The 13,089-nt window shown below is 62.5% G+C and carries 11 protein-coding genes; 6 read left to right on the top strand and 5 right to left on the bottom strand.

Annotated elements, in window-relative coordinates; genetic code table 11:
• Nucleotides 1-225 precede the first annotated feature (225 nt).
• The 5 genes from OC610_RS03565 (at nucleotide 226) to OC610_RS03545 (ending at nucleotide 6,089) form a co-directional block, all read left to right on the top strand.
• Complete coding sequence (locus OC610_RS03565) at nucleotides 226-1,719, top strand: aldehyde dehydrogenase (RefSeq protein WP_264426543.1); 1,494 nt, start codon at nucleotides 226-228, stop codon at nucleotides 1,717-1,719.
• 61 nt (nucleotides 1,720-1,780) lie between these two features.
• Nucleotides 1,781-3,259 (top strand): APC family permease, encoded by a 1,479-nt coding sequence (locus OC610_RS03560; RefSeq protein ID WP_264426542.1) that lies wholly within the window; start codon nucleotides 1,781-1,783, stop codon nucleotides 3,257-3,259.
• A gap of 60 nt (nucleotides 3,260-3,319) precedes the next feature.
• A complete protein-coding gene (locus tag OC610_RS03555) occupies nucleotides 3,320-3,802 on the top strand; it encodes an ester cyclase (RefSeq protein ID WP_408636529.1) in 483 nt (160 codons plus the stop codon).
• A gap of 106 nt (nucleotides 3,803-3,908) precedes the next feature.
• Nucleotides 3,909-5,645 carry an OPT family oligopeptide transporter gene (locus OC610_RS03550; protein WP_264426541.1) on the top strand — a complete coding sequence of 579 codons (1,737 nt, stop codon included), beginning with the start codon at nucleotides 3,909-3,911 and terminating at the stop codon, nucleotides 5,643-5,645.
• Between the two features lie 192 nt (nucleotides 5,646-5,837).
• Entirely contained in the window at nucleotides 5,838-6,089 is a 252-nt protein-coding gene (locus OC610_RS03545; RefSeq protein WP_264426539.1) for a DUF2790 domain-containing protein, read from the top strand.
• Nucleotides 6,090-6,134: 45 nt separating this feature from the next.
• Here OC610_RS03545 and OC610_RS03540 read toward each other — a convergent pair whose 3' ends face one another.
• The 5 genes from OC610_RS03540 to OC610_RS03520 all read right to left on the bottom strand — a co-directional run bounded on the left by OC610_RS03540 (nucleotide 6,135) and on the right by OC610_RS03520 (nucleotide 12,226).
• Nucleotides 6,135-7,070 carry a LysR family transcriptional regulator gene (locus tag OC610_RS03540; protein WP_264426538.1) on the bottom strand — a complete coding sequence of 312 codons (936 nt, stop codon included), beginning with the start codon at nucleotides 7,068-7,070 and terminating at the stop codon, nucleotides 6,135-6,137.
• 72 nt (nucleotides 7,071-7,142) lie between these two features.
• Nucleotides 7,143-8,093 (bottom strand): aldo/keto reductase, encoded by a 951-nt coding sequence (locus tag OC610_RS03535; RefSeq protein WP_264426537.1) that lies wholly within the window; start codon nucleotides 8,091-8,093, stop codon nucleotides 7,143-7,145.
• Between the two features lie 23 nt (nucleotides 8,094-8,116).
• Nucleotides 8,117-9,601: an efflux transporter outer membrane subunit gene (locus tag OC610_RS03530; RefSeq protein ID WP_264426536.1), complete on the bottom strand. Its 1,485-nt coding sequence runs from the start codon at nucleotides 9,599-9,601 to the stop codon at nucleotides 8,117-8,119.
• 19 nt (nucleotides 9,602-9,620) lie between these two features.
• Nucleotides 9,621-11,090 carry a DHA2 family efflux MFS transporter permease subunit gene (locus OC610_RS03525; protein WP_264426535.1) on the bottom strand — a complete coding sequence of 490 codons (1,470 nt, stop codon included), beginning with the start codon at nucleotides 11,088-11,090 and terminating at the stop codon, nucleotides 9,621-9,623.
• Complete coding sequence (locus OC610_RS03520; protein ID WP_264426533.1) at nucleotides 11,090-12,226, bottom strand: HlyD family secretion protein; 1,137 nt, start codon at nucleotides 12,224-12,226, stop codon at nucleotides 11,090-11,092. Before OC610_RS03520 ends, OC610_RS03525 begins: the two co-directional genes overlap by 1 nt.
• Nucleotides 12,227-12,482: 256 nt before the next feature.
• On the opposite strand from OC610_RS03520, the gene OC610_RS03515 reads away from it, so the two are divergent.
• A partial coding sequence (locus OC610_RS03515; protein WP_264426561.1) for a TetR/AcrR family transcriptional regulator occupies nucleotides 12,483-13,089 on the top strand: 607 nt, incomplete at its 3' end.

Raw genomic sequence — 13,089 nt, 5'->3', positions numbered from 1 at the left:
ATGGGGCGTCAAGCGCGAACGGTTCCGTGTGCTTAAAAATTCTATTTCAGTTTTTTATCCGCTTTGGTCCCTCGGACGCCTGGGGATTCTAGGGATCCGGGGCACTACAAGTCAAAGAATCATCCCTATATTCGTATCTGCGGGGGTTCTCAGGGTTTAAAAGATATGGTTCCATAGGTTTAACGAGCCCAGATCGCATCATCGAACCCAGGAGCACCCTTCACCATGAGTCACATGAGCCGAGCAGAGTGGGAAACCCGAGCCAACGCGCTGGACATCGAAGGGCGAGCCTTTATCGACGGGCGCTATGTGCCGGCCCGTTCAGGGGCGACCTTCGACTGCATCAGCCCAATCGACGGGCGTTTGTTGGGCGCGGTTGCCAGTTGCGATGGGGCCGATGCCGACCTGGCAGTCGCCAGCGCCCGATCGGCCTTTGATTCAGGCGTCTGGTCGCGCCTGGCACCGGCGAAGCGCAAGGCGGTCATGCTGCGTTTTGCCGATCTGTTGGAGGCCCATTCCGAGGAATTGGCGTTGTTGGAAACCCTGGACATGGGCAAGCCGATCAGCGATGCGCTGGCGGTGGACCTGCCCGGTTCCATCGACAGTATTCGCTGGTGCGGCGAGGCCATCGACAAGATCTACGACGAGGTCGCAGCCACGGCGCCTGACCAGCTTGGCCTGGTGACCCGCGAACCGGTTGGCGTGGTGGCGGTCATCGTGCCGTGGAATTTCCCGTTGATGATGGCGTCCTGGAAACTGGGACCGGCGCTGGCGACCGGCAATTCGGTCATCCTGAAGCCCTCGGAGCGCTCGCCGCTGACCGCCGTCCGTATCGCCCAGTTGGCCCTGGAGGCGGGTTTGCCGGCGGGTGTGCTCAACGTGCTGCCGGGTTATGGCGGCACCGTCGGCAAGGCGCTGGCCCTGCACCGTGATGTCGACACCCTGGCGTTCACCGGTTCGACCCAAGTGGCCAAGCAGCTCCTGGTGTATGCCGGCGAATCGAACATGAAGCGGGTCTGGCTCGAGGCCGGCGGTAAAAGCCCGAACATTGTGTTTGCCGACGCGCCCGACCTGCAGGTCGCTGCCGAAGCGGCGGCCGCCGCTATCGCCTTCAATCAGGGTGAAGTCTGCACCGCCGGTTCGCGTTTGCTGGTCCAGGCGTCCATCAAGGCGCGGTTCGTGCCGATGGTCGTCGAGGCGCTGAAGGCGTGGAAGCCGGGGCATCCACTCGATCCCGAGACCAACGTTGGCGCGCTGGTAGACAGCCGTCACCTGGAAGGGGTGTTGCAGCGTATCCAGGGCGGGCAGGAGGAGGGCGCACGCTTGTTGCTGGGCGGGCGCGTGGCGTTGGAGGAGAGCGGTGGCAGCTACGTCGAGCCGACGCTGTTCGACAACGTCAGCAACGGAATGAAGATCGCCCGCGAGGAGATCTTCGGGCCCGTCCTCTCGGTGATCGAATTCGACGATGCCGAGGAGGCGGTGCGTATCGCCAACGACACCCCTTACGGGCTGGCGGCCGCTGTCTGGACGGCTGACCTGTCCCGTGCCCACAACGTTGCCCGTGCGCTCAGGGCCGGGAGTGTCTGGGTCAACTTGTATGACGGCGGCGACATGATGGCGCCGTTCGGTGGCTACAAGCAGTCCGGCAATGGCCGCGACAAGTCCCTGCATGCCTTCGATAAATACACCGAGATCAAGGCCACCTGGATACAGCTCTAAGCGCTGGGATGCGGCCTGTTCGATGCTTACAACAACAATTTTCCTGCTGAAGGATGGTGAAATGAACAGCTCGATGAATGCCTCGGTGGCGGTGGACCAGGATGCGGAGCAACTCCGTGCGCTGGGATACACCTCGAATTTTGAACGCAGCATGAGCCTGTGGCAGAACTTTGCCCTCGGCTTTACCTATCTGTCGCCGGTGGTCGGCGTCTACACCTTGTTCGGTTTGTGCCTGGCCGCCGGCGGGCCACCGATGTTCTGGTCCTACCTGTTGGTGGGGTTCGGCCAGATGCTGGTGTGCCTGATTTTTTGCGAAGTCGTGTCCCAGTATCCGATTTCCGGTGGCGTCTACCCGTGGGCCCGGCGCCTGGTGGGCAAGAAGTGGGCGTGGATGGTCGGATGGATCTACGCCATTTCGCTGTGCGTCACCATTGCGGCGGTGGCGCTGGGGGCCGGTCCCTATATCGCCAGCCTGCTGGGTTTCGAACCTTCGCCGGTCACCAACACCCTGGTGGCCCTGGTGCTCACCGCCGCCGCGACGGTCTTGAACCTCAGCGGCACCAAGCTGCTGGCACGGGTGGCAATGTTCGGCTTTCTCTGTGAGTTGGTCGGTGCCCTGGTGATCGGCGGCTACCTGCTGATTTTCGAGCGTCACCAGCCCTTGAGCGTGCTGTTCGATACGTTTGATATTTCCATCGACGGGGCCTACTGGCCGGCGTTCCTCGCGGCTTCCTTGGCGGGGATGTTCCTCTACTACGGTTTCGAAGCCTGTGGCGACGTTGCCGAAGAAACACCGAACCCCAGCCGCCAGGTGCCCAAGGCGATGCGCATGACCATCTGGATCGGCGGCGCCGCTTCGATCTTCGCTGCGCTCGCCTTGATCCTCGCCGTGCCTGATATCGCCGCGGTGATTTCCGGACAGGACAAGGACCCGATGTCGACGATTTTCGGCGCAGCGTTCGGCCCGGTGATGTCCCGGGTGGTCATGGGCGTGATCACCGTCTCGTTCGTGTCCTGCGTGCTGAGCCTGCAGGCCTCGGCCAGCCGTCTGCTCTATGCCTACGCCCGGGATGAAATGCTCATGGGCAGCGCGGTACTGAAAAAACTCTCGCCAAAGACCCACGTGCCGACCGCGGCGTTGCTGGTTTGCGGCGTGCTGCCGGCGATCATCGTGTGCGTTGGTTTCTACTTGCAGAACGCCGTCGCGATGGTGGTGAGTTTTGCCGCCATCGGTATCTACCTGGCCTTCCAGATGATTGTCAGCGGCGTGCTGTATGCCCGCCTGCGTGGCTGGAAACCCCAGGGCCAATTCACCCTCGGACGCTGGGGCTGGATCGTGAACATCGCCGCGCTTTGCTACGGCGTGTTCGCCATCGTCAACATGTCGTGGCCACGCACGCCCGATGCGCCCTGGTACGTGAACTACGGCATCGTGCTGGTGGGCGCCATCGTGATTCTCGCCGGCCTCGTCTACATGGCGCTGTTCCGGCCCTACGAGAAGGGCACGGCCCCGGCTTCGGATGCCTGGAAGCAACGCTAGACGCACTCGAACGCCTGTCGTCCGACGGCAGGCGACACCTCTTGGAAAAGGCTGGACGCTATGACCTCTCGAATCCAATCAATGCTGCTTGGCCTGCTCCTGATCCTCGCCAGCCATGGCGTCCTGGCGGCTGGCCAGGAAACGCTGGATACCATCCACGGCTACATGAAGGCCTGGAATGCCCACGACGCCCAAGCGGCGGCCCAGTACTTCGCCCCGGATGTCGAGTTCCTCGACGCCTCGGTGGGCGTGCCTCAGGTGGGGCGTGAAAATGCCAGGAGCCAGGTGGTCGAGGTGTTCATGCGGGCGGTGCCCGACCTGCAATGGAAAATGCTCGGCGACCCGATCCTCAAAGGCGAAGGGATTGCCTTCGAATGGGAGTTCAAGGGCAACAATACCGGGCCATGGAGCACTGAAACCCCGGCCACGGGACGCCCCTTGAGCTTCAAGGGCGTCAGTTTCATACGGCTCAGGGACGGCAAGATCCTCACCCAGCACGACTACTACGACGCCCTTGGTTTCAACAAGCAGTTGGGTTGGTAACGCGATGCCGGGGTTGCCCTTTGGATGAACCTTCCGGCAATACAGCGCTCACTTGTTAGGTCGTCACCTCAGGTGAGCGCGCTGTTTTTGCCGATAAGGAATTCGCATGGATCAAACCTCGACCCCGCACGTCCGCGCTGTAGAGCGTGAATTCAGCCCGCGCGCGGTACTCACCGGGACCGTGCTCGGTATCCTCCTCACGCCCTCCAATGTCTACGCGGGATTGAAGATCGGCTGGTCGTTCAACATGTCGATCATTGCCTTGCTGGTCGGCTACGGTGTCTGGCAAGGCTTGGCCAAGCGCTCGGCTGCCGGGTTGCCCTGGACGCTGCATGAAAGCAACATCAACCAGACCGTGGCGTCCGCCGCGGCGTCGATCATTTCCGGCGGGTTGGTGGCGCCGATCCCGGCGTATACCTTGCTGACCGGCCAGCAACTCGACGCTTTGCCAATGGTCGCCTGGGTGTTTTCAGTGAGTTTCCTGGGCATCTGGATCGCCTGGTACCTGCGGCCCTCGCTGCTCAACGACAAGGCGCTGAGGTTTCCCGAGGGCATGGCGACCCTGGAAACCCTGCTGCATATCTACAACCATGGCCATGAAGCGGCGACGCGCCTCAAAGTGTTGCTGGGCGCGACGCTGCTGTCCGGGCTGGCGAAGTGGGTCGACAGTTTCGTCTGGGCCATCCCACGCTGGTCGCCGAGCGCCCAGCTGGAGCGGCTCACATTCACCGCGGACCCTTCGCTGTTGCTGGTGGGATTTGGCGGCATCATCGGCATTCGTGTCGGCTTGACCTTGTTGCTCGGCGCGCTGCTGGCGTGGGGCGGGTTGGCGCCGTGGTTGCTCGATCACGGGCTGGTGCAATTGCCGCCCGGCAGCAGCGGCCCGCAATTCGCCGTGCTGGTGGAGTGGCTGCTGTGGCCGGGCGTGAGCCTGATGGTCTGCTCGACCTTGGCTTCCCTGGCGATCCGCCTGTGGACGCTGCACGCGTCCACCAAGGCCAGCGGCGGGACAACCTGGGCGATCCCCAAGCCCGGGCCCGCGATTGGTTTTTTGCTGGCGATCGTTCTGGTGGTCAGCCTGCAAGCGATATTGTTTGGCATCAATCCGTGGATGGCGCTGCTGACCATTCCCCTGGCCATCTGCCTGGCGGCGGTGGCCGCCCGGGTGGTCGGCGCCACGGGCATCCCACCCATCGGCGCCATTGGTCAATTGTCCCAGTTGAGCTTCGGCATCGTCGCGCCGGGGCAGGTGCCGATCAACCTGATGAGCGCCAATACTGCCGGCGGTTCCGCTGGGCAATGTACGGACTTGATGAACGACTTCAAGGTCGGCCGGGCAATCGGCGCGACGCCGCGCAAGCAGTTGCTGGCCCAGACGCTGGGGATTTTCATCGGCAGTATCGTCGGCGTGCTGGCCTACCTGGCGTTGATCCCCGACCCGCAAGCGATGCTGCTTACCGAAGAATGGCCGGCCCCGGCGGTCGCCACCTGGAAGGCAGTGGCACAGACCCTGACCCATGGCCTGGACTCGTTGTCGGCGAGCATCCGCTGGGCGATCTTCATCGGCGGTGTCGCCGGTTTGCTGCTGGGCATCCTCGATAGCCTGCTGCCGGCCCATCGCGCCCGCTACCTGCCCAGCACGGCGGCCTTGGGCCTGGCGTTTATCCTGCCGGCCTCGGTGTCGCTGATGATGGCCCTCGGTGCGGTGCTTACCTGGCTGGTGAGCTGTCGCTGGCCGAGCCTGACCGAACGTTTCGCGATTACCGCGGCGGCGGGGTTGATCGCTGGGGAGAGCATCACCGGGGTGGGCGCTTCGTTGTGGGAAATGCTCGGGAATCTGTGAGCACGGCTAGCGTCGGTGATGCCCACCGAAGGCCTGGCAGCGTGCAGTCGGGCGCGGCGCCTATTCATGTGAATTTTGGCAACAGTGTTTGTCCCGGCGCTCCATTTTTAGCCTGCGCCGCAGTTCATATCATCGTCTCCAGGCCCCCAGCAATCAGGCTGATGCGGTCCACTCAACTTGACGGTGACTACCATGAACATGAAGAAAATAGCGCTGGTTTTGCTGTTTGGCGGCTTAGGTGCACACGCCTATGCCCAGACGAACCAGGACCCTGCAGTCGAGACCTACGACTATTCGACGAAGCTCGACATCCAGCACGTCATTTCAATCACCGAGCCCGCGAATGAATGCGCACCGGTGCCGGTCCGGATGACCTATGAAGATTCCCATGGCGAGCGGCATGTCCTGCAGTACCAGACGATGGGCACTGGCTGCTCCAATTGAGTCCGACACAGGCGATGGAGGGTCGACACTCCAGCGCTGTGACGCTCAGGCGATTTTCGCCCTCGCGATCTGTTCATCCGAGGCGAGCATGTCCGGGATCGATTGTTTGAGAAACGCCACCCACGTCCTGATTTTCGCATCGACGAACTTGCGCGACGGATAGATCGCGAACAGGTTCAACTCCTCCAGCCGGTACTCCGGCAGCACCCGTACCAACATGCCTGATTCCAGGCCGCTCACAGCCGACGCTATCGGTTGAATGCCAATCCCCATGCCTTTCTTGATCGCGATGGTCATGCCGTCGGCCGTATTGATATGGAAGGGTGAAACGGGCACGGCGATGGTTTCCACGCCTCCTGGGCCTTTGAACACCCAATTCTCGGCCGGCATGACCGTATTGACGATGCGCAGGCACGCATGTTCGCCGAGCGCCGCAGGCGATTGCGGGCAACCGCGCTTTTCCAGGTAGGCCGGCGAAGCACAGAGGATGCTGTAGGTGATGCCCAGGCGCTGGGCGACAAAGCCGGAATCCGGTAGGTCACGCGCCAGCACGATGGACATGTCATAGCCTTCTTCCAGCAAATCGGGGACGCGGTTGGTCAGGGTCAGGTCGAACATCACCGACGGATAACTTTCCTGGTAGCGAGCGATCGCGTCGATCACGTAGTGATTGCCGATGGCCGACATGGCGTGGACTTTCAAGCGACCGGTGGGCCGCGTCTGGGCGACCGCGGCTTCGTCGTCGGCTTCGCGCACGTCATCGAGGATTTTTTCGCAACGTTCCAGGTAGCGTACGCCGGCCTCGGTGAGGGCGAGGCGGCGCGTGGTGCGGTTGATCAAGCGTGTGTGCAGGCGCGCTTCCAGGGCGGAGACGGCTTTGGAGACAGTGGTGGTGTTGGTGTCCAGCAGCTGGGCGGCTGCGGTGAAGCTGCCGCTTTGGGCTACGGCGATGAAAAAACGCATGCTCTGGAAAACGTCCATCGTTTCGTTCCGAGGCTCAGGCTGGTGAGAGTATAGGGGCGACCTTGGCCAGAAGCGCCCCCTTTATTCGCCTCAAGCTTTACGCGGGATGAACCCGGGCACACCGGTTTCAACCACTGAGTTGAATCGAACCCGCGTGGTGATTTCTTCCTTTATTTCATGCATCGCCCGGTGTGGCAGTGTCGCCAGGTCGAAATTCTCCCGGATATGGCTGGGCGTGGCCGAAGTGGTCAGGAACGCGGTGCCGCGCTGCACGGCCCAGGCCAGGGCCACTTGCGCCGGCGTTTTTTGTACGCGGCGGGCGATGCCGGTCATCACCGGCTCTTCCAGTACGTTCGGCTCCATGCCATGCCCAAGCGGTGCGAAGGCCAACAGGATGATCCCGTGTAGCCGGCAGAACTCGAGCATTTCCCATTCCGGCAGGTACGGGTGCGATTCGATCTGCACGACGGACGGTTTGATCCTTGCCGCAGCGACAATCGTCTTCAAGGCGTCCAGGGTGATGTCCGACAAACCGATGGACTTGCAGCGGCCTTCGTCCACCAGGCTTTCCAAAGCGCGCCAGGTATCGAGCAAGGTGATTTCGCGGTCGTAGATGACGTGTCCGTAGACATCCCGTGGATCTTGCTCATCACCAGGCTGGAACGCGAACGGCGTATGGATCAGGTAGCAATCGATGTAGTCGACTTGCAGGCGTTGAAGGCTCGCTTCGAAAGCCGGTTTGACGCGTTCCGGGCGGTGATTGGTGTTCCACAGCTTGGTCGTGACGAACAGGTCTTCGCGACGAACAGTGCCGGCGGCGAGCACCTCTTGAAAGGCCACGCCAATCTTGTCTTCATTGCGATAGCGTTCGGCGCAGTCGAAGTGGCGGAACCCGGTTTGCAAGGCGCATCTGACCGCCTCGGTGGTGGTGCCCAGGTCGCGCATCAAGGTGCCGAAACCCACGGCGGGCATAGCGCCTGCGCCGTTGTTCAAGGGCATCCGGGTGGTGTTGAGTTCATCGTGGAAAGCTTCGTAGGTCATTTTGATTGCTCCGGTGTCGCGCACTACAGCGGTTGAGGTTGATGGGTTGCTCGCTTGGCAAATGCCTGCTCGAACACGCCGACGCAATTGCCGCCCAGCGCCATGAACAGCTCCACCGCGGCGAGATGGCGGGCGGTCTTCACGCGGATCTGGCCAAGCAGGGCTTGCTCATAGGCGCGTTCGGCTTCGAGCACTTGCAAAAGGCTGTTTTCGCCCTGTGCGTAGGCTTGCTGGTTCAGGCGCAAGCTGGTTTCGGCGGCCTGCAAGGCATCGTCCTGGGCCTCGCTCTGTTCGGCGCCATGGTTGATGGCTTGCAAGGTGTCCGCGATCTGGCCGAACGATAGGAGGACCGTCTGGCGATAGCGGGCGAGGGCCGCGTCGTAGCCGTCGACAGAGGCCTGGCGTTCAGCCTTGAGCGTGCCCCCATTGAAGAGGGGCGCGCTCAGCCCGGCGGCGAAGCCCCACAGTGCGGCGCCGCCATTGCCCGACGCGGCTTGCGCCAGCGAGGCGGACAATTCCACGCGGGGGTACAGATTGGCGGTCGCGACGCCCACGGCGGCGCTGGCGATGCGCAGTTCGGATTCGGCTTGCAGGATGTCCGGTCGAGCGCGGGCCATTTCCGAGGGCAGGCTGACGGGAATTGCCGAGGGCAGGACAAACTCGTCCAGGGCGAAATCCGGCGCGATCCAGTCCGCCGGGCCTTTGCCAGCCAGGACTGACAGTGCGTGCCGCGCCGTGTCGCGCTGCTGGGCAAGGGGCGGCAGCTGTGTGCGATCCTGGGCCAGCCGGGTCTCGGCCAGCGAGACGTCGACCCGCGTGAGGGTGCCGTTGCGCTGGGCGATCCGTGCGAGGTCGAGATTCTTCCCGTCGATCGCCAGGAGGTGTTCAACCGCAGCCATCTGCGCATTGGCCGACGCGAGCAACAGCGCCTGCCTGGCAGCCTCTCCGGTGAGGGTGAGATAGGCGGCTTCGAAACGATGCTTTTGCAGGTCGGCCAGCGCCTGTTGCCCTTCAACCGCCCGCTTGTTGCCGCCGAACAGGTCAAGGTCGAAGGCGACGCGCGGTCCGATGGAATAGACGTTCGAGACACTCGGCTGCGGACCATTGTGGGTACGCTGGCGTCCAGCCTGGGCGGCAAGGTCCACCTGCGGATACAACGCCCCTTCAGAGGCGGCGACTAGCGCAGCGGCCTGGCGAATAGTCGCGTCGGCGGCGACCAGTTCGAGATTGCCATCGACTACCCGGCGCATCAGTTGATCGAGTCTTGGCGAACGAAGGGCCGTCCACCAATCGCCGTCGAGGCGCTTGCCCATGTCGAAACGCTGGGCGCCAGGGGTTGTGACCGGCTGTTCGGCCTGTTGATCGTAATGCGTCGACGCACTGGCGGCGGGACGCATGAAGTCCGGGCCAACCGTACAGGCGGACAGCACGGCCAGCATCGCCAGTGCGGCGGCCCGAGTGGCTGCGGTAGCGAAGACGGAGCGGGTGAAGCGCATAGACCCTTTCATTTTCCAGACTCCACGTTGATCAGATTGCCGGGACGGGTTTGCGTAGCAGGAGGACCAGCGGGCTCACCACGAGCATCGCCACCAACAGGATCTTGAATTGGCCCATCACGGCGATGAACGCGGCCTGATGGGTCACCAGGTGATTGAGGCCTTCCAGCGCCGGCAGCGACGTCGGCAACGCCGCGCGATAGGGCGTCAAGTTGCTGGCCAGCGCCGCATGCATGGCCTGGGTGTTATTGAAAAAGAACGTCTGCACCACGGCTACGCCAAGGGTGCTGCCATAGACGCGCATCAGGTTGAACAGGCCGGTGGCCTCCGGGCGCAACGTCGGATCGAGGGTGCTGAAGGCGACCTTGCTCAGCGCGGGCATCAAGATGCCGAGGCCAATGCCCTGGATGAACCCGGTGACCGTGACGGGCACCCAATCCATCAACGGCGAATAGCCGAGCATCAAGCCATTGGCGTAGGCGACCAGGGCAATGCCCATGGCGATGAACACTCGGGCATCGATCCAGGCGGGCGCACGCCCCATCAGCACGAACGCGCCCACCAGCGCGATGCCGCGCGGAACCGTGAGCAAGCCTGTCGTGTCCGGCGGGTAGCCGAGGATCTCGTCGAGCATCGGCGAGGTCAGCGCCATGGTCGACAGCAGCACGAACCCGAGGGCAAAGAACATCACCGTCGAGAGCATGAAGTTGCGGTCGCGGAACAAGCCTTTGCTCAGGTAATGCACCCGAGCGGTCAGCACATGGACGACAAACAGATATAACCCGAGCGCGCTGGCGAAGGCTTCGACCCAGATTTCCGGGGTGTCGAACCAGTCCAGGCGTTCGCCACGGTCGAGGAGCATCTGCAACCCGATCATGCCGAGCGTGAAGGTGCCGAATCCGAAGAAATCAAAGGACGGGCGTTGCCCGGCTTTTTTCTCGACCAGCAATAACGTCACCACCATGAACACATACGCTATCAGCGGCAGGCTCAGGTAGAACATCGGGCGCCAATCGAAATGCTCGGCGATCCAGCCGCCGATGGCCGGGCCGCTGACGATGCCGAAGAGCACCAGCGCCGTCCATTTCGGCCCGAACGCGGGGCGCTTTTCGGCGGGCAGGGTGTCGAGCGCAATGGCCATCGACAGCGGCGCCAATACGCCACTCGCCAAGCCTTGCAGCAGGCGCGCGCCGACGAACGCCAGCGGCGTGTCGGCCTGCGTACCGAGCCATAAACCGAGGACGAACAGCCCGAGCGCTGTCTGATAGACGCGTTTGAGACCAAAGGAGGCCGCCAGCCATTGCGCGACAGGCATCGTGATGGCGCTGGCGGCCAGGTACGCCGTAAAGATCCAGCCCGCCTGATCGTCGGTCATCGAAAGGCTGCCCTGGATCAAGCGCAATGCGGCATTCGGCAACGGCAGGTTCACCGATTGAAGGTAAGTGACGAGCAGGGCCGCGAACCTCAACGAGCGCGCGTCAGCGATCTGGAGGGCGTTCATCAGGCGTCACCCGCGGCAAACAACGATTTGAGCGGATGCCACCACGGCGTACGGTACCCGGTGTCGACCTTGACGGTGGCGCTGGTGCCGGAGAACAGCGGCAGGGACAGGTTGGGCTCGTCCAGCTCGAGACGCACCGGAATCCGTTGCACCACTTTTACCCAGTTGCCGGTGGCGTTTTCGGGGGGCAACAGTGCAAAGTCGGCGCCGGCTCCAGGGCTCATGCTGACCACGTGCGCCTTGAATCGCCGGTCCGGATAGATGTCCAGAGTGATGGTCGCGGTTTGGCCGGGACGCATATGCGTCAGTTGCGTCTCGCGAAAGTTCGCCTCGATCCAGGTGTCCCGATTGGCTATCAGCGCGAACGTGGCCGTCCCGTTGTTGACGTAGTTGCCGATCTGCAGGTCGTCGACTTTGGCGACAATGCCATCGTCGGGGGCCGTCACGGTCGCATAGGACAGGTTGAGTTGCGCCCCATCTAGCTGGGCCTTGGCTTCACGCACGGCAGGGTGCCGGTCGATGGCCAGGTCCGGGTCGCCATTGAGGGCGACGACGGTGCTGGCGATCTGTTGCTCGATGGAAACGATGCGTTGGCGCGATATTTTCAGGTCGGTTTCGGCACGCTCGTAGAGCGCTCGCGAGACGAACTCGGTGGCGACCAGCGCTTTCTTGCGGGCCAGCTCCTTCTGGTCATAGTCAGCCGAAGCCTTCGCCGATTGCAGCTCTGCCTGTTGTTGACGGTAGTTGGCCTTGAGCCCATCGATGCGCAGGCGAGCACTGCTCAGTTGCGCTTCGGCCCGGTCAACCGCGATCTGGTAGGGCGCGGGGTCGATTCGGAACAACACCTGACCCTTGCGAACCCTTTGATTGTCGTCGACGGCAATCTCGATGACCTGCCCGGAAATGCGCGCGTTGATCGAAGCCTTGGGCACGCGGGCATAGGCGTTGTCGGTGGTGACAAACGGCTCCTGCGCAATGTATTGCCCGTAGCCGATGGCGGCAAAAAGCGCGGGGACACCCGCCATGAGCAGGGGACGCAGTGTTTGCCTGAGGGATTTTCTCGACGACGCCTCGACCGGATTCGGTGCCTGGGTCGCGCTGCCGGGTGTGGCTGGAAGATCGAATTGCCTGGTCATGATCGAATGCACCCTTGATCCGGAAAGGGGGCCGACCTGGCGAAATCGCTCGCGGCCCCGACGTCATTGATAGCTGTGAGTCATCACATCCATGTGCGGTCTGGAGGATCGCTCCGTACCGCTGTTTCGTCGTCGTCAGACCCGATTTGAGCGCTGCTGCAACAAGGCTGCGATCAAGGAATTTCTGGTTCCTTAATTTTGTGCGATGATGTAAGAATATAAGCGACATCACCTTCACGCAAGGAATTTGTACGAGATGGCACAAAATAAACCGACAGAAGCAAAAGGCCGTGGCCGTCCACGCGCCTATGACCCGCAGACTGCGTTGCAGCAAGCGCTTGGGGTGTTCTGGAATACCGGGTATTCCGCGGCATCACTGGACAGCATCGCCAGCGCGGCGGGGATGAATCGACCCAGCCTCTACGCGGCCTTTGGCGATAAACACGCGATCTACATCAAGGCGCTCGACCAATACTGGGAAACGGCGCACACGGCGATGCAGGACGCGTTGACTGACCGCACGCTGACGCTTGAACACGCATTGACACGGTTCTATGAAGGACAACTGGCAATTTATTTTTCCGGCGATGGCCAGCCGCGCGGTTGCTTCGCGATTGGCACGGCGACCACCGAGGCCGTCGAGGATCCCGAAATCCGTCAGGTGCTGTCCCAACGCTTGAGCCAACTCGACGCCGATCTCCAGGCCCGCCTGCGCGTCGCCGTCGACTCGGGTGAGTTAGGAAGCGATGTCGATCTGACAGCCCTCGCGGTGCTTGCTTCCTCGCTCCTGCACAGCATTTCGATTCGCGCGCGGGCGGGCAAATCCCGTGAGGAATTGACCGGCCTTGCGCGCGCCGCCATCA

It is taken from the genome of Pseudomonas agronomica (genome assembly GCF_025917275.1).
GTDB lineage: Bacteria > Pseudomonadota > Gammaproteobacteria > Pseudomonadales > Pseudomonadaceae > Aquipseudomonas > Aquipseudomonas agronomica.
The sequence above is the reverse complement of the archived record's forward strand: the minus strand, read 5'-3'. Positions and strand labels throughout refer to the sequence as shown.